Genomic DNA, 17,558 nt, shown 5'->3' on the forward strand with positions numbered 1-17,558 from the left:
CCCCCCCCCCCCCCCCCCCCCCCCCCCCCCCCCCCCCCCCCCCCCCCCCCCCCCCCCCCCCCCCCCCCCCCCCCCGGGGGGCGCCCCCCCCCCCCCCCCCCGCGCCGGTCGCAAGGATGAGGACCGCAAGAGCCGTGGCGAGCGCAAGAAAAGCGCGGACCGCCACGCCAGGCACAGCGACGACGAGACGCCGGAGACACCACGCGAAGAGCAGCCGGTGGCCGAGATTGCCGATATTGCCGAGCGCCGCGCCCGCAAGGATGCGATCCGTTCCGAGAACGACCGCAAGGGTTCCGACAACCGCAACGAGCAGCGCGGGGCTTCCCGTCCTCAGCGCGACCACAGCCGCCCTAGCCGCCACCGCCATGAAGAGGACGACGCGACCGTCGGCTTCGGCGATGACGTGCCCGCCTTCATGCGCATCGTCGCGAAGGTCTGACCTCAATACCGCGTCGGCAACAACGAGGCGGCCCCGAATGGGGCCGTTCCTCTACTGCCGTTTCGAAGGATACAAGCGCTTTGCCGGGATTGTCCTGCTGCCGCTTACATCGGGCCGGGCATCATCTTGGTCGGCTTCTCCAGCATCGGAAACTCGGCGTCGCTGCATTTCACCTTCGGATTCGTCGGGCTGAACATGCCGTTCGGATTGTCCCTGAACAGCCAGGCGTGAAGATCGTAATGGACGAACTCCTTCGGGATGAGCGGATAATGCCCCTCCATCGGACCCATGAATTTCTGGCCGAATAGGCTCGGTGGTTCCTTGACATCCGGCGTCAAGGGCACCAGCCATTCTACGGCGACCAGCTTCAAGCCTTTCTTGGTCGGTTCGTAAATGAGCACGTTGGGCTTCATCGGGTCGAGCTTCTGGCCGACGCTCGGAACGTTGACGAAATGGATGCCCATGGCGCCCTTCGGATATTCCATCGTGCCCGGAATCTTCTCGCCCGAGTAATAGACGCAGCCGACGGTCGACAGATAGAGGTCGCGAACGGCGGCCGTGTAGTCCTCATATTTGGCCAGCGATTTTTTCAGAGCTTCGATGTCGGCCTTGTTGGCGTCTTCGGCTCGGGCCGTGGCGGCTCCAACCCATGCGCCCAAGAGGCCAGTTAAAACGAGGACGCCGCAGCGCCCAAGGCGAGTCGTTCTTGTCATGCATTCCTCCCAGATTCTTGAACTGGCCGTGCAAGACCGAGGCGGAAAAATGCTGATTGCGCGGCCGGTTGTACCGCCTCGTCCCCGCTGGACAGCGTCGATGCTAGTCCTTTCCAAGGCGATGGAAAGGCATCAATTAGAACTAGCTGAGGCCCCGACGCCTTTTCCCATCTCGAGGTCAAAAACAAAACGGCCCTCGCGGGGCCGTTTGCATAGTAGAGTAGTTCTCCTGGCAGCAGCTTCTATCAGGTCAGCGGCGACAGCTGGATCTCGACGCGACGGTTCTGGGCGCGACCGGCGGCCGTCGCGTTGGAAGCAACCGGACGTGTCTTGCCGAAGCCGGTGACGGCGAAGCGGCGGGAATCGACGCCCTGGCCCGACAGGTAGTTGGCGACGGCGAGCGCACGGCGCTGCGACAGGTCGAAATTGTGCTCGTCGCCGCCGGTCGAGTCGGTGTGGCCGAAGACGTCGACGGTCGTCTGGCGGAACTTGTTCAGCACCAGCGCCACCGAGTTCAGCACCGGGTAGAAGCCCGGCTTCACCGCGTCCTGGTCGACGTTGAAGGTGATGTCGGACGGCATGTTGAGAATGATCTGGTCGCCGCTGCGGGTGACGCTGACGCCGGTGCCCTGCAGCTGACGGCGAAGCTCGGCCTCGTTCTGGTCCATCGTCGCGCCGATCGCGCCGCCGGCAAGGGCGCCGATGCCCGCACCGATCAGCGCGTTGCGGCGGTCGTTGCCGCCGGCCAGCAGACCAAGGCTGGCACCCGCCAACGCGCCGAGGCCGGCGCCGGCCGCGGTGTTGGAGATCTTCTGGTCGCCGGTATACGGATCGGTGGTGGTGCAGGCGCTCACGAGCACAGCCGTCGCCACGGCGACGAGCACGGTCTTCTTCATAAGATTGTCCCTCTCCAAATCGCGGCCGTTGCAGCCGCGCCAAATCAGCCCTTCCGCACGCGTTGTACCATGAATTGCGGCAAAAAGCGGAACGGCAAAGCTACCAGAGGTTCTTGCCGTCGATCACCACCACTTCGACCCTGTCCAGGTCGAAGTCGTCGAACAGGCGAGAGTTGACGCTGATCGAAGTCGGGCTGGCCCGTCGACCAGTCCGGCGTTTCGGTGAAGGTGCCGCAGCCGCAGGTCGAGCAGAAACCATGCTTTATGGTTTTCGAGCCCCAGCGGTAGAAGGAGACGTTCTCAGGCGGGCAGGCGAGCTTGAATTGCGACGGGACGTAATAGGCCCAGAGCGACCCGCGCTTGGAGCAGAATGAGCACGTGCATTGCGCCACCGTCTGCGGCGCCTCGGAGACTTCGAAAGTCGTGGCCTTGCAGTGGCAGCTTCCCTTGATCATCATGGATCTCTCCCTTGTCCGCCTGCCCCGCACAGTTCCGTGCGGAAGACGCCGCGGAACTTCTGTGGCAGCAAGGCAACATAAAGAAGTCGCCCTGACAACCGTTCGTCAGCAGGCGCGGCAGCGCCCGGTCGAGAGGCTCACATTGCTTTCGGCACTGCCTGGCCGCGGCAATCCTAGTAAGAGGGCGGCGGCACGAACAGGCAGATGGTCTTGCCGGCGTCCAATCCGGCCTGGTGCGCGCACCAGTGATATTCGCCATCAGGCGAATCCTTAATCCGCTTGTCGCTGTAGGCGACCACCTCGCCCGTGCCTTTTATCACATAGCCTTCCGGCCGCTCGCCGATCGATGTCTGTGGCACCTCCTTGCAGTCGTAGTTGGCGCAGCAGGCAAAGGGATAGCTCCAGGCTTGCGGAAGCACCGCCGTAGGTTTGGCGTCGTGCGCGACGGCAGTAGCGGTCAGCATCATGGTCCCGAAGGTGGCGAACAGGGAAAACAGGAGCCGGCCGGCCGGGCGAACGGCTCGGGCCGATCTTGACTTGGCAGCAGACATCGAAGCGTTCCTTTCGAGCATCAAGCGTTTTGTCGCTTGCCCGTTCCCGGAACGTGTCTTCCCAGTGGCCGGATCGTCAGTCGCAGATATGCCGCGTCCGGCCATACATGCTTCTATACCCAGCCCGAATGCTGGGCTGATTCCTTGGCCGGCGCAAGAACTGGGCGTGCCCTCGGAATCGCACCGGGGTTCAGCAACGGCCGCAGAAAAGGGTGCGCCGACTTGGTTAACAATAACTACGACAAGCCTGCGACCAGGGGTGCCTAAGAACGAAATTCTGCCGACGGAAGTTCCGACCGTCAGCCGGTGACATGTTCACGATATTGCGGCAGGTCGTCCGTAATCGTGAACCATGGCGCCTTGGAACCGACGAAGATATGTGCACTTGGGCAAATGCTCGGATCGCCCGTCAGGGTTCCCATGGCAACATGGACGTAGGCACCCTCCCGCACCAAGGAGTAGAGCAAGGAGCCGCACTGCCCGCAATGCGCGTCGTGGCCGCCGACATCGCCATATATCAGCAGCCTGTCGTCGCCCGCGGTGAGATGAAACTTGTCGCGCGCGATGCCGGCAATGGGCTTGAAAGCCGACCCTGTGGTACGGCGGCAGTTCGAGCAATGGCAATTCACCGCGTAGGCGAATTCATCGGTCACCTCGTAGCGGACGGTGCCGCAGAAGCATTGCCCGGCAAGCGTACGAGCACCTGCCTTTTCCGGATCTGCCAAGGTCTCACCCCCTGCCAGCCGCCACCCGGCGGAAAGTTTTCGGAATACCTAGTCGAGGTCCGCCATCGCCTCACCTGCACCGCCCTCGATGCGATGCGACAGCGAGGCCTCCATGAATTCGTCGAGATCGCCGTCGAGCACGCTTGACGGGCTGGTGTTTTCGACGCCGGTGCGCAGATCCTTCACCAGCTGATAGGGTTGGAGGACGTAAGAACGGATCTGGTGGCCCCAGCCGATATCGCTCTTCGACGCCTCGGTGGCGTTCGCCACGGCCTCGCGCTTTTTCAGCTCTTCCTCGTAGAGCCGCGAGCGCAGCATCTCCCAGGCCTTGGCCCGGTTCTTGTGCTGCGAGCGTTCGGCTTGGCAAGCAACTGCGATGCCGGTCGCGAGATGGGTGATGCGGACCGCCGAGTCGGTGGTGTTGACGTGCTGCCCGCCCGACCCGGATGAACGGTAGGTGTCGATGCGCACGTCGGATTCCGAAACGTTGATCTCGATCGTGTCGTCGATGACGGGATAGACCCAGACGCTGGCGAAGGAGGTGTGGCGGCGCGCATTGCTGTCGTAGGGCGAGATGCGCACCAGGCGGTGAACGCCAGATTCTGTCTTCAACCAGCCATAGGCGTTGTGCCCTTTGATAAGCACGGTGGCCGACTTGATGCCGGCCTCTTCGCCTTCATGGACTTCCAGCACCTCGACTTTGAAGCGGCGCCGCTCGGCCCAGCGCGTGTACATGCGCAAGAGCATCGAGGCCCAGTCCTGGCTCTCGGTGCCGCCGGCGCCGGCATGGATTTCAAGATAGGTGTCGTTGGCGTCCGCCTCGCCCGACAACAGGGTCTCCACCTGACGGGCCTTGGCCTCGCCCTGCATCGAACGCAGCGCCGCTTCGGCTTCGGCGACGACGCCCTCGTCGCCCTCTTCCTCGCCGAGTTCGATCAGGCCGATATTGTCCTCGAGCGCCTGGGTCAGGCCTTTGACCGCCGCGATCCCCTCATCGAGGCTCTGGCGCTCCCGCATTAGCTTCTGCGCTTCCGCAGGGTCGTTCCAGAGGCTGGAATCCTCCGCGCGCGAGTTCAGATATTCAAGCCGCTTGAGGGCCGGATCCCAGTCAAAGATGCCTCCTCAGCAGGGTTATCGCCTGCCTGATCTCGTCGACAATGTTCTGCGTTTCCGCGCGCATGGCTCTTCGTTCTGTCCTGTTCTTGTCGTTCTTTTCGGAATCGGCGCGATACATAGGCACGGCACCGCCGCCTGTAAAGCGAAATGGGCCGGCGTTAAGCTGCCGGCCCATTCGAAACCTGGGGAAGTCAGTAAAGGCCGCCGCCGCCGTCCTGGATGGCCTGATTGGCCTGCGGCGACAGCGCGCCGCCGGCACCATTGGAGCCGTCCGCGCCCATGCCGATGACCCAATAGCTGTCGGCCGGGCCGGTGCCGGGCTTGAACGCCTCGATGATGGTGTTGGGGTCGCCTTCGGCCGCGCGCATGCCGGTCTTGCGGTTGATGGCGATCAGCTTCATGCCTTCCGGAACCTGGAAGTCGACATTGGGCGTGCCGTCGAGCGCGACGCGCATGAAGTCCTTGAAGATCGGCGCGGCGAGGCCACCCCCCGTGGCGCCCTTGCCCAGGCCGCGCGGCGTATCGTAACCCATATAGAGGCCGACGACGAGGTTCGGCGTGAAGCCGATGAACCAGGCGTCCTTTTCGTCATTGGTGGTTCCGGTCTTGCCGGCGATATGGCGGCCGAGCTCGGCGATGGTGGCGCCGGTGCCGCGCTGCACCACGCCCTCCATCATTGAGGTGATCTGGTAGGCCGTCATCGGATCGAGCACCTGCTCGGAATTGTCGACCAGTTCCGGCTCGGGCTGGTTCTTCCATTCGGCGGCGTTGCAGCCCTCGCAGCCGCGTTCGTCCTGCTTGAACACGGTCTTGCCGTAGCGATCCTGGATGCGGTCGATCAGCGACGGTTTGATCGACTTGCCGCCATTGGCCATAATCGAATAGGCGGACACCATGCGCATGACCGTCGTCTCGCCGGAGCCCAGAGCCATCGGCAGATAGGGCGCAAGATGATCGTAAACGCCGAAACGCTCGGCATATTCGACGACCAGCTTCATGCCCATGTCGTTGGCCAGCCGCACCGTCATCAGGTTGCGCGACTTCTCGATGCCCGAGCGCAAGGTGGCCGGGCCGGCGGCCGTGCCGTCATAGTTCTTCGGCGTCCAGGTCGTGTTGCCGCTCTGGATGGTGATCGGCCCGTCCATGATCACGGAAGCCGGCGTGTAGCCGTTGTCGAGCGCCGCCGAATAGACGATCGGCTTGAACGAGGAGCCCGGCTGGCGCATCGCCTGGGTCGCTCGGTTGAACTCCGACTGCGCGTAGGAGAAGCCGCCGACCATGGCCAATACACGCCCGGTATGCGGGTCCATGGCTACCAGACCGCCTTCGACCTCGGGCACCTGGCGCAGGCTATAGGCGTTGTCGGAGCCCTCGTTCTTCTGCACGAAGATGACGTCGCCGGGTTCAAGCACTTCCGCCGGAGATTTCGCCCGGACGGACTTGCCGTTGACGAAATGGCGCATGGCAAAGCCCATGTCGTCCTTGCTGACTGTTCCCTCGACGCGGTCCTTGACGAGGTCGCCGGAGACCTGGCGCGCCGGCTGAATGCCGATCGTCAGCCCGTCGGCAGAACTGTCAAGCACGACGGCGAGCGTCCACTCCGGCACGTCCTCCAGCCCCTTGACCGCGCCGAGCGGCACGCCCCAGTCGCCGGAAACGTCGATATGGGTCACCGGTCCGCGATAGCCGCGCAGCGTATCATATTTCAGCAATCCGTTCTGCATCGCCTTGCGGGCGATGAGCTGGATTTTCGGATCGAGCGTGGTGCGCACCGACAGGCCGCCCTCATAGAGCGCATTCTCGCCGTAGCGGGCGATGATCTGGCGGCGCACCTCCTCGGTGAAATACTCGCCCGCGAACAGGTAGGAGCCGTTGCGGCGCGGCTTCACGCCGAGCGGCTCGGCCTTGGCCTTGTCGCCCTCCTCGCGCGTGACGTAGCCGTTCTCGACCATCTGATCGATGACCCAATTGCGGCGCTCGATCGCCCGGTCGGCATGCTTGAAGGGATGATAGTTGTTGGGGCCCTTGGGCAGCGAAGCAAGGTAAGCGGCTTCAGCGACGGTGAGTTCGTTGACCGACTTGTCGAAATAGGTCAGCGCGGCGCCGGCCACGCCATAGGCGCCGAAGCCGAAGAAGATCTCGTTGAGATAGAGCTCGAGGATGCGGTCCTTCGAATAGGCCTGTTCGATGCGGAAGGCCAGGATCATCTCTTTGATCTTGCGCTCGTAGGTCTGGTCGGAGGTCAGCAGGAAGTTCTTTGCAACCTGCTGCGTGATCGTCGAGGCGCCGACCTGACGCCTGCCGGAGCCGAAATTCTGCAGATTGACGATGATGGCGCGGCCGAGGCCGGTGATGTCGATGCCCGGATGGTTATAGAAGTTCTTGTCCTCGGCCGACATGAAGGCTGCCTTGACGCGGTCCGGGATCGCCTGGATCGGCAGATAAAGGCGCCGCTCGCGAGCATATTCGGCCATCAGCGAGCCATCCGAGGCATGGATGCGCGTCGTCACCGGCGGCTCATATTTGGCCAGAACCTCGTAGTCGGGCAGATCCTTCGTCAGATGGCCGATGTAGATGGCAAGGCCCGCAGCGACCAGCAGCGCCAGCGTCGTGCCGATGCCGAAGAAATAGCCGATGAGACGAATCATGCCCGCTCCAGTCCGAGGTTCGGGATTTCCTAAACGAAGCCGACAGTCGCGCAAGCTTCAGGGGCGGTCCCAATCCGCAATGGAAACCCATTGTCGCGACCATGTGGACAAAATACGGCAGCACGAAGTTTCAGGAACTCCGTCCGTCAAATAATAACGCCACGTGTTGTCGTCGCGCAACGCTGCTTGCGGTTGTAGGACGGCTCAAGGTTGTGGGCGGGTTCGGTCCCCGTCAGCCCCCAGCCCTGGCTCCCGCTTTCGCCGCGGCAAACAGGGCAACGGCATTGGTTATGCTCTGGGCCGCCTTGCCGCGCCAGTCGGCGCTGAGCAATTGCGCCTCGTCCTTGCTGTTGGAGAGGTAACCAAGCTCGACCAGAACCGAGGGCACGTCGGGCGCCTTCAGCACCTTGAAGCCGGCCGAGCGCTGCGGATTGTTGATCAGACCGACGCTGGTCGACAACTGGCCGACCAGCGTGTGCGCAAAGCTCATCGAAAAGCCGTGGGTCTCGCGGCGGATCAGGTCGATCAGGATGTCGGTGACCTCCTTATTGTCGTCCTCGATCTTTAGGCCGGCGAACTGGTCGGAGAGGTTTTCACGATCGGCGAGCGCCTGAGCCTCGGGATCGGAAGCCTTGTCCGAGAGCGTGTAGACCGTGGCGCCGCGGAGACCTCTGACGGCGATCGTATCGGCATGGATGGAGATCAAGAGATCGGCTTCGTGCTGGCGGGCGATGCGCACGCGCTCGTCGAGCGGCAGGTACACGTCACTGTCCCGTGTCATATAGACATCATAGCTGCCGACCGCGGCCAGCTTGTCACGTAGTTCGGTCGCAAAGGCGAGCGTGACGTTCTTCTCGACCGTGCCGCCGGCGCTCTCCGCGCCGCCGTCGACGCCGCCATGACCCGGATCGATGACCACTGTGAAGCGGTGCCCAGGCGCCGAAATCGGCCCTGTGCCGACACGGCCGCCCTTGTCGGTAGAAACGGTCGAGCCGGTCGTCAGCGATTGGTTGGCCAAAGCCTCGTCGAATTCTCTTTCGGATGCGGCCGACATGTCGATGGCGACGCGATAGCCGCTGCCATCGTCATTCTTCAGCACCTCGAGCTTGTCGACGGCAAACGGTCCCTTGCCGGACAGGATCAGCCGAGAGCCTTTGCCCTGATCGCCGTAGCGAACGGCGCGCACCAGCCCGCGCGGCTTCACGTCCTTGGCGTTGAGGGCGAATCGCGTGCGCGGCAGGTCGACGACAAGGCGGCTGGGACCGCGCAGCAGAAACCACTTCACGTCCGGTTCTCGGTCGAAGGTCACGACGATGCGCATCTTGGTCGCGTCGCCGGCCATCTTGTAGCCGGTGGCGCCAAGCAACCCGTCGGCCCGCGAGGCGGCGGTCGCGCCAAGCAGGATCACCAGCAGGAAAACAGTCCTTGCCATGAGCCGCAGATATCCGGCGGCGCCACGCTCCTTGTCTGCGGTGCCTGCCAGTCCCATCTCTATTCTAGTCGCTCCCCGTTAGGCGCCTCGCGCCGGCCTGTTTGGCAGAACGGCCTGTCTGGCGGCCAACCCGATTAACGATTGGTATCCAGAGAAGGTTAACCAAGCCTTTCATGCAGTAGGTGGAGCGCCACCTTCCCCTGCGGAAGCGCTTTTTGCCGGCATCCGAAATCGGGGTTGCCTTCCAACCCGCCAAATCATAAAAGCGACATTGGATCACTGCAATCCTGGAACCGCCCGCCCTGCAGCTTCCCGCCAGGGTAAGATGTGCAAGGCGCTTCCGGGTTTCAGATGATCGCGACGATTTTCGCAGGCGTGCTCCCGTGGCGGGGGAATCGCTTGCGCGATGAAAACGGCCGGGATCTCCCGCGCCGGCTCTGTGCGAGCAAACAAGCTGGTCCGGCCAAGCCCGGGCTTTGGTTCAAAACGGTTCTGCTGGGTGCCGATGGCTTCAAGCGCAATCATGGAAAGGTCCGCATCGAACCGCGCCATTGTGGCTGCGGGCGGCACCGCCATCGCGCTCAAGCTCCGGCCGGCGGACATTCAATTATCCGGCAGCCACACAAATCCAGGCACACAGCGGCGGGGTCTGCCTCGCCAGCTGCGGCTGATGGCTGCCGGGAGGAAACGAAATAATGCCCAACAAGATGCTGATAGACGCCTCCCACCCGGAGGAAACACGCGTTGTTGTCGTTCGCGGTAACCGCATCGAAGAATTCGACTTTGAATCCCAGGACAAGAAGCAGCTCAAAGGAAACATCTATCTCGCCCGCGTAACCCGCGTCGAACCTTCCCTTCAGGCAGCCTTTGTCGAATATGGTGGCAACCGTCACGGTTTTCTCGCCTTCAGTGAAATTCACCCCGACTATTACCAGATCCCGGTCGCCGACCGTCAGGCCCTGCTGCGCGCCGAAGCGCAGGAGGCGGACGACGAAGAGGACGAGGAGGCCGAGACCGGCGAGGAACAGCAGGCGCGCGATCGCGGCGGCCGCCGCAACCGCCGGCGCGGCGGCAAGAACCGCGACCGGGCCGAGCAAAAGCGCGGTTCCGATGCTGCCGGTGCCGACGAAGGCGGCGAAAGCGCCGATGAGGTCGCAGCTTCCAGCGCTTCCGCTGATGAGCCCGGCGATGCGGCCGATACCTCGACCGAAGCCACCGAAGGCTCCGAAACCGTCGAGACCGTAGCCGAGGCAGCCGGCGAAGAGGAGAACAAGGCCCCCGAAGCCGGCAGCGACACCGAAGAAGCCGATGCGACCGACAGCGAGAATCGCCAGCCTTCCGAGAGCGGCCCCACTTCGATCGCCGCGAGCATCGATGCGGATGTGATTTCGGAACCGGTGCAGGCCGAATCGACCAGCGAGGTCGCTCCGGCCGAGGAAGCCGCTCCCAGCGACGATGATCGCGGCATGCTCGAAGAAGTTTCGTCCGCACATTCGGACGAACACGAAATCGAATCGGTCGGCGCCGAGGATGCGCTTGAAGAGGTTCGCAACCGCCGCAAGCCGGTGCGCCGCCAGTACAAGATCCAGGAAGTCATCAAGCGCCGCCAGATCCTACTGGTCCAGGTCGTCAAGGAAGAGCGCGGCAACAAGGGCGCGGCGCTGACCACCTATCTGTCGCTCGCCGGCCGCTATTCGGTCTTGATGCCGAACACCGCGCGTGGCGGCGGCATATCGCGCAAGATCACCAATGCCCAGGACCGCAAGCGGCTGAAGGAGGTCGTCGCCGATCTCGAGGTGCCGCAGGGCATGGGAGTCATCCTGCGCACCGCCGGCGAAAGCCGCACCAAGGCCGAGATCAAGCGCGACTATGAATATTTGATGCGGCTTTGGGAGAATGTCCGCAATCTCACGCTGCAGTCCACGGCCCCTGCCCTGGTCTATGAGGAAGGCAGCCTGATCAAGCGCTCGGTCCGCGACCTGTACAACAAGGATATCGACGAGATCCTGGTCTCCGGCGAGGACGGCTACCGCGAGGCCAAGGACTTCATGCGGATGCTGATGCCGAGCCATGCCAAGGTGGTTCAGCCCTACCGCGACACCACGCCGATCTTCGTGCGCAACGGCATCGAGGCGCAGCTCGACCGGATGCTGCAGCCGCAAGTGACGCTGAAGAGCGGCGGCTACATCATCATCAACCAGACCGAGGCGCTGGTCTCGATCGACGTCAACTCCGGCCGCTCCACCAAGGAGCATTCGATCGAAGACACCGCGCTCCACACCAATCTGGAGGCCGCCGAGGAAGTCGCGCGGCAGCTCAGGCTGCGCGACCTTGCCGGCCTGATCGTCATCGACTTCATCGACATGGAGGAGAACCGCAACAACCGCGCGGTCGAGAAGCGGCTGAAGGATCACCTCAAGAACGATCGCGCCCGCATCCAGGTCGGTCGCATCTCGCATTTCGGCCTGATGGAGATGTCGCGCCAGCGCATCCGTGCCAGCGTGCTGGAATCGACGATGAAGCCCTGCCCGCATTGCGGCGGCACAGGCCATGTGAGATCGGACTCCTCGGTGGCGCTGATGGTGGTGCGGGCAATCGAGGAATTCCTGCTCAAGGATTCGCGCAGCCACATCACAGTGCGCACGCCGGCGGCGACCGCGCTTTATGTGCTCAACCACAAGCGTGCCAATCTGGTCGAGCTCGAGGCCCGGTTCGGCCTGAGCATCACGCTCGAAGCCGACGAGACGCTGGGCGCGCAACACTACGCGATCTTCCGCGGCGCGGTGGCTGAGAAGCCGGAAGGCTTCGTCGAGGTGCGCAGCCTGCCGACCTATGTCGAGCCGGAAGAGCCCGAGGACGAGATCGTCGTCGAGGAGGAAGAAGAGGTATCGGTTCAGGCCGAACAGCCGCGCCATCCACAGCAGGGACAGCATCCGCATCGGTCCGAGGACGGCGAAGGCGGCCGCAAGCGCCGCAAACGCCGTCGGCGGCGCGGCGGCAAGGATCGCGACCGCGAGCATCAAGGCCATGGCGATGCCGTCTCGGCCCCCGCACCTGCGGACGCCGGTACGATTGCTGGCGAAGCGACAGCCGAGGTAACGGCTGAAGCACCGGCCGGGGCGGAAGCAGCCGAAGAGGGGCAGGGCAAGAAGCGCCGTCGCGGCAAGCGCGGCGGCAAGCGCAATCGCCGCGAGGAAGGCGAAATCCCTGCCGATGCCGATGCCGGCGATGGTTTCGAAGGCGAAGAAGCGGAAGTCGAAGCTCCCGAAGGCGCGCCGCCGGTCGCTCCAGCCGAAGAGCAGGCCGCGCCCTCGCCCGCCAATGACGATGTCGCGGAAACGGAGAAGCCGAAGAAGCCTCGCCGTGCACCGCGATCGAAGAAGGCTGTCGAGGAAACCGTCTCCGAGAAAGCGCCCGAGCGGGCGGCGGAACTTCCCGCTGAACCTGCGGCCGCCGAACCGGAGCTGACAGCGGCCGCTGCTGCTCCGACCGAGGCCGAAGCGCAGGTCAATGCCCATCCGACGCGGCGCAAACCGCAGTCGATCGACACGCCGGCTGTCCCCGTCGTTTCGTCCAACGTCAGCGAGGAAGCCAAGACCGAAGAAAAGCCGAAGCGTGCCGGCTGGTGGCAGCGGAAGGGCTTTTTCTAAGCTCTGTCAGCTCATTAGGCTTAGTTGTTAAACAGAAGATCCCGTGCCGCCCGGCGCGGGATTTTCGTTTTCTGGCCTTCCAATCTTGCGCCCCAGCACCTGCTAAGGCGCGAAGATCGACCAGTTCATCATCCTGGCGAGCTTCTCAAGCGCTATGGAGCCGAGCTTTGAATTGCCGTTCTCGTTGAGGCCGGGGGACCAGACGGCGAGCGAGGCGACGCCCGGCACGATGCCAAGAATACCGCCACCGACGCCACTCTTACCCGGAATGCCGACACGGAAGGCGAAATCGCCGGAGCCGTCATAGTGGCCGCAGGTCAGCATCAGCGCGCCGATGCGGCGCGCACGCTCGGTCGACACTACCGACAGCCCGGTCGCCGGGTTCCGACCGCCATTGGCGAGGAAGCGGCCGGCCATGGCGAGCTGCCGGCAGCTCATGGCGATGGCGCAATGATGGAAGTAGACGCCCAGCGCCAGCTCCGGCTCATGGTCGAGATTGCCAAAGGACTTCATGTAATTGGCCAGAGCGAAGTTGCGGTAGCCGGTAGCGCGTTCCGAGGCCGCGACCTCGCGGTCGATGATGATCGTGTCGTCGTCGGCCAGGAATTGGACGAAGCGCAGGATCTCGCCGATCGCCTCGCGCGGCTGGTGGCCGGCAAGCAGGATGTCGGATACGACGATGGCGCCGGCGTTGATGAACGGATTGCGCGGAATGCCGCTCTCATGCTCGAGCTGGACGATCGAGTTGAACGGATTGCCCGACGGCTCGCGGCCGACACGCTGCCACAACGCATCGCCGACCTTGCCCAGCGCCAGGGTCAGCGTGAACACCTTCGAGACGCTCTGGATCGAAAAGGGCTGATCGGCATCGCCGGCAAGGATGATGCGCCCGTCATTGGTCACGGCGGCAATGCCGAATTTCTTCGGATCGACCTTGCCGAGCTGCGGGATATAGGTGGCGACATCGCCGCGATCGCTGCGCTCGGTCATTTCGGCGGCCACTTCCGCCAGCGCCTGTTCAAGCTCGGGCATAGCGTCTATTTCAGCCAACTTTCGATGCGCGCCAGCGCCTCGACCATGTCGTCATGGCTGCCGGCATAGGAAAAGCGCATGGTGCGATGGCCCTGGAGCGGATCGAAATCACGGCCGGGCGTGGCCGCCACATGCGCCTCGGCCAGCATCTTGCGCGCGAAGGCCATGCTGTCATTGGTGTGCCGCGTGACATCGCAGAAGGCGTAGAACGCGCCGTCCATGGGCGCCGCGAGCAGGAAGCCCAGCTCCGGCAGACGCTTCATCAGCAGGTCGCGGTTCCAGGCATAGCGCGCCTTCACCGCTTCCAGCTCTTGCGTGGCATTGAAGGCCTCGACCGCCGCGACCTGCGACAGTTCCGGCGGCGAGATGTAGAGGCTCTGCGCGATGCGCTCGACCGGCCGCACCAGTTCGTCCGGCAGCACCATCCAGCCGATGCGCCAGCCGGTCATGCAATAGTATTTCGAGAAGGAGTTGATCACCGTCACGCCGGCGCCACAGGCAAGTGCAGTGACGTCGGGCGCGGCATAGGCCAGCCGGTGATAGATTTCGTCCGAGATCACCGCGATGCCAAGCTCGTCCGCGGTCTTCACCAACGCGGAAAGCTCGTCGGCTGGAATGACCGCGCCGGTCGGATTGGCTGGACTGGCAAACAGCACGCCTTTCAACGGCTTCTCGCGATGTGCGCTCTTCAGGTGGTCGGCATGCAGATAGGCGTCCGAGCCAAGCTCGATCTCGACGATTTCGATGCCAAGCGCGGCCATGATGTTGCGGTAGGCCGGATAGCCGGGCGCGGCGATGGCGACGCGGTCGCCGGGATCGAACATCGCCAGGAAAGCCAGGTTGAAGGCGGCCGACGAGCCGGTAGTGACGGCGATACGGGCGGGCGCGACATCGATTCCGTAATGCTCGCCATAGTGCGCGGCGATCGCCTTGCGCAGCTCCGCCAGGCCAAGAGCATCGGTGTAGCCGATGCGGCCGTGCTTCAGCGCGAGAGCGGCGGCTTCGCGGACGCCGACCGGCGCCGGGTCCGACGGCTGGCCGACCGCCATCGACACCACGGGAATCCCGGTCGCCTTCAGCCGGTTGGCCTCGGCCAGAATATCCATGGCGTGGAACGGCTCGACCTCGCCGCGGCGTGAAAGCGAAACGACCATCTGACTCTTCAGCCTGCCTTTGGTTGGCAAATCCACAGGCAAACCATCGCTCGCTTGCCCTGGAACTGCCGGGAGTTCGACGGCAGCGCCGCACAAATGCCCGATTGGTGTGGGGATCACAAGCGCGCAGGAAGTTATCGGCGCCGACTTTTCATCCTTCGCCCGCTCGTCTACCAGTGGACCTGTCATGTTGAGCCGACCCGAACGATGATCGATAGATCGACCGCAATAGGGCGAACCGCGCGCGGGTTCGCGACGCTCCTGCTTGCCGCCGCCGTCGCGGTGTCCACTTCGCTGAGCGCCTTCGCGCAAGGCGTGCCGGTGGTGCGCGACGCCGAGATCGAGGCGCTGGTGCGCGACTATGCCCGACCGATCTTCAAGGCGGCGGGCCTTGCCAATGACGGGATCGACATCGTTCTGGTCAACGACCAGAGCTTCAATGCGTTCGTGACCGGCCGCCGCCTGTTCATCAACACCGGCGCGCTAGTGACGGCCGAGACGCCGAACGAGATCATCGGCGTCATCGCGCACGAGGCCGGCCATATTGCCGGCGGCCACCAGCAGAAGCTGCGCGATCAACTCGATCGCGCCAAGACCATGGCCATCATCGCCACGCTGCTCGGGGCGGGCGCGATCGTGGCCGGCGCCACCACCAACAGCCGCGGCCTTGCCGGCGCCGGCATGGGCGTCGCCGCCGGCGGCGGCGAGATGGCGCAGCGCAGCATCCTTGCTTATCAGCGCGGCGAAGAAATCACCGCCGACCGCTCGGCGATCACCTACCTCAATGCCACCGGCCAGTCCGGCATGGGCATGCTGAAGACCTTCGGGCGCTTCCAGAGCGCGCTTTCGCTGTCGGGCACCCAGCTCGATCCTTACCGGATCAGCCATCCGATGCCCCGGGAGCGCATCGCCAATCTCGAGGTGCTGGTCAAGGCGAGCCCATATGTCAGCCAGGTCGACGCGCCGGCGCTGCAGCAGCGGCATGACATGATGCGCATCAAGATCGCGGCCTATATGCAAGGCCAGGCGGCCGTGGCGCGGCTGATGCGCAAGAACCCGACCAGCCTTGCCTCGCGCTATGGCGACGCGCAGCAGACCTATCTCTACGGCAATCCTGGCGCCGCGCTGACGAAAACCGCGGCCCTGATCAAGGAACAGCCGAAGAACCCCTATTTCCAGGAACTGCGCGGCGACATCCTGATGAAGGCCAACAGGCCCAAGGACGCCGCGGATGCCTATGCCAAAGCGGCGAGCCTCGACGCGGCGCGGTCCGGCTTGCTGCTGGTCTCGCTCGGCCAGGCGCTGATGGCGGTCGGCACGCCGGACTCAATCAACAAAGCGGTGGCGCAGCTCAACAGCGGGATCGGGCGCGACAAGGAAAACGCCGTAGCCTACCGCTATCTGGCTCAAGCCTATGGCGAATTGGGGCAAATCCCGGCCGCCGACCTTGCGACAGCGGAGGGCCATTTCTATTCGGCCGACTATAAGAACGCGAAGATCTTCGCCATGCGCGCTCAACAGAAATTGAAGCGCGGCGAGCCCCGCTGGCTTCGCGCGCAGGATATCATAAACTACACGCCATCTAACAAACTCAAGTGAACCTCCCGGCCGCGCACGGCGACCAGGTTGGACCGGGACAGGCAGAAGGAACTGATCATGAACAAGGCAATCCTGCTCGGCAGCGCCGGCGTGGCGGTGGCGCTCGGCATGCTGGCATTCGGCTTCGTGGCAGGAAGCCCGCAGGCCGCTAGGGCCGACACGACGCAAGCCATCCAGGTGGCCTCGGCGGACAGCAAGATCGACCGCAAGGAGGTCGAAGGCATCATCCGCGACTATCTGTTGAAAAACCCCGAGGTCCTGCTCGAGGTTCAGGACGCGCTCGAGGCCAAGCAGAAGGAAGAGCAGCGGCTCGCCGCACTCGGCGTCATCAAGGATGCGAAGGACGAGATCTTCAACTCCACCTTCGACGGCGTGGTCGGCAACCCGAAGGGCAAAGTCACCATCGTCGAGTTCTACGACTACAATTGCGGCTTCTGCAAACGCGCCATTGAGGACATGAAGGCGCTGACCAAAGCCGATCCGGACCTGCGCTTCGTGCTCAAGGAGTTTCCAATCCTCAGCCCGGATTCGCAAAAGGCCAGCGTGGTCTCGATGGCCTTCCATCTGATGATGCCGGAGAAGTACAGCGAGTTCCACACTGCGCTGCTCGGCAGCCAGGGCCGTGCCACCGAATCCACCGCCATGAAGGTCGCTGTTTCGCTCGGTGCCGACGAGGCGAAGCTGCGCGAGAAGATGAAGGATCCGAGCATCAACGAAGCGCTCTCGCGCACCTACGATCTCGCCACCAAGCTGTCGATCACCGGCACGCCGTCCTATGTGGTCGGCAATGAGGTGGTGTTCGGCGCGCTCGGACAGCAGGTTCTGGCGGAGAAGATCGAGCAGGCCAAGAGCGCGCTCTAGGTTTGGGCATGGTCTTTTCCGAAAACCGCTGCACAGTTTTCGGGATCATGCTCTAAGCGATTGCGAGTCGCGATAACAGGCGGTTTTCCGCCTGTTGTGGACAGCGAAAGAACGTACTTGCGCTCTTTTCGCGGGCGGATATGCCCATTATAGAGGTCCGGCGGGGGGGGGGGGGGGGGGCGTGCCGGGGGGGGGGGGGGGGTTTAAAAAATTGGGGAGGGAGGAGTGCGCCAAAAACACATCAAGCGGCGCAGCCGCGCGCGCGCGGTTTGGGGCGACAAGCG

At 63.8% G+C, this 17,558-nt stretch carries 13 protein-coding genes and 2 pseudogenes; 4 read left to right on the top strand and 11 right to left on the bottom strand.

Translation table 11 applies throughout. The features are described from left to right. Positions 1-439: pseudogene (locus P9230_RS16855) on the top strand (hypothetical protein); the annotation flags it as partial. 104 nt (positions 440-543) lie between these two features. Here the strand turns inward: P9230_RS16855 and P9230_RS16860 are convergent. The 9 genes and pseudogenes from P9230_RS16860 to P9230_RS16900 form a co-directional block, all read right to left on the bottom strand. After that, positions 544-1,152 carry a hypothetical protein gene (locus tag P9230_RS16860; protein WP_066989524.1) on the bottom strand — a complete coding sequence of 203 codons (609 nt, stop codon included), beginning with the start codon at positions 1,150-1,152 and terminating at the stop codon, positions 544-546. Between the two features lie 245 nt (positions 1,153-1,397). Then, positions 1,398-2,048: an OmpA family protein gene (locus P9230_RS16865; RefSeq protein ID WP_095783284.1), complete on the bottom strand. Its 651-nt coding sequence runs from the start codon at positions 2,046-2,048 to the stop codon at positions 1,398-1,400. 100 nt (positions 2,049-2,148) lie between these two features. Further along, a pseudogene (locus P9230_RS16870) lies at positions 2,149-2,506 on the bottom strand (GFA family protein). A gap of 173 nt (positions 2,507-2,679) precedes the next feature. Then, complete coding sequence (locus tag P9230_RS16875; protein WP_278120048.1) at positions 2,680-3,057, bottom strand: hypothetical protein; 378 nt, start codon at positions 3,055-3,057, stop codon at positions 2,680-2,682. A 299-nt stretch (positions 3,058-3,356) separates the two neighbouring features. Beyond that, a complete protein-coding gene (locus tag P9230_RS16880; RefSeq protein ID WP_278120050.1) occupies positions 3,357-3,782 on the bottom strand; it encodes a GFA family protein in 426 nt (141 codons plus the stop codon). Positions 3,783-3,830: 48 nt separating this feature from the next. Continuing rightward, a protein-coding gene (gene prfB / locus P9230_RS16885; RefSeq protein WP_127240096.1) for a peptide chain release factor 2 occupies positions 3,831-4,962 on the bottom strand; the annotation gives its coding sequence in 2 pieces (ribosomal slippage) (positions 3,831-4,895 and positions 4,897-4,962; 1,131 coding nt in all). A gap of 127 nt (positions 4,963-5,089) precedes the next feature. After that, positions 5,090-7,546, bottom strand: a complete 2,457-nt coding sequence (locus P9230_RS16890) for a penicillin-binding protein 1A (protein ID WP_066989516.1) — start codon at positions 7,544-7,546, stop codon at positions 5,090-5,092. 232 nt (positions 7,547-7,778) lie between these two features. Further along, positions 7,779-9,035: an N-acetylmuramoyl-L-alanine amidase gene (locus tag P9230_RS16895; RefSeq protein ID WP_095778678.1), complete on the bottom strand. Its 1,257-nt coding sequence runs from the start codon at positions 9,033-9,035 to the stop codon at positions 7,779-7,781. A gap of 219 nt (positions 9,036-9,254) precedes the next feature. Next, positions 9,255-9,581 (bottom strand): hypothetical protein, encoded by a 327-nt coding sequence (locus P9230_RS16900; protein ID WP_278055934.1) that lies wholly within the window; start codon positions 9,579-9,581, stop codon positions 9,255-9,257. Positions 9,582-9,673: 92 nt separating this feature from the next. Between P9230_RS16900 and P9230_RS16905 the strand changes: the two genes are divergently transcribed. Next, positions 9,674-12,628, top strand: a complete 2,955-nt coding sequence (locus P9230_RS16905; RefSeq protein ID WP_278120052.1) for an Rne/Rng family ribonuclease — start codon at positions 9,674-9,676, stop codon at positions 12,626-12,628. Positions 12,629-12,730: 102 nt separating this feature from the next. On the opposite strand, the gene P9230_RS16910 is transcribed toward P9230_RS16905, so the two are convergent. Together P9230_RS16910 and P9230_RS16915 are read right to left on the bottom strand one after the other, a co-directional pair. After that, a complete protein-coding gene (locus tag P9230_RS16910) occupies positions 12,731-13,660 on the bottom strand; it encodes a glutaminase (RefSeq protein WP_164746708.1) in 930 nt (309 codons plus the stop codon). Between the two features lie 5 nt (positions 13,661-13,665). Continuing rightward, a complete protein-coding gene (locus P9230_RS16915; RefSeq protein WP_127246962.1) occupies positions 13,666-14,814 on the bottom strand; it encodes an aminotransferase class I/II-fold pyridoxal phosphate-dependent enzyme in 1,149 nt (382 codons plus the stop codon). Between the two features lie 207 nt (positions 14,815-15,021). Between P9230_RS16915 and P9230_RS16920 the strand changes: the two genes are divergently transcribed. Together P9230_RS16920 and P9230_RS16925 are read left to right on the top strand one after the other, a co-directional pair. Continuing rightward, on the top strand, positions 15,022-16,413 hold the full coding sequence (locus P9230_RS16920; RefSeq protein ID WP_127246961.1) for a M48 family metalloprotease: 1,392 nt from the start codon (positions 15,022-15,024) through the stop codon (positions 16,411-16,413). Positions 16,414-16,470: 57 nt separating this feature from the next. Next, positions 16,471-17,274, top strand: coding sequence for a DsbA family protein (locus P9230_RS16925; protein ID WP_067321649.1), 804 nt, complete (start codon positions 16,471-16,473; stop codon positions 17,272-17,274). Positions 17,275-17,558: the final 284 nt, after the last annotated feature.

Origin of the sequence: Mesorhizobium sp. WSM4887, assembly GCF_029625865.1 — a bacterium.
Classification (GTDB): Bacteria; Pseudomonadota; Alphaproteobacteria; order Rhizobiales; family Rhizobiaceae; genus Mesorhizobium.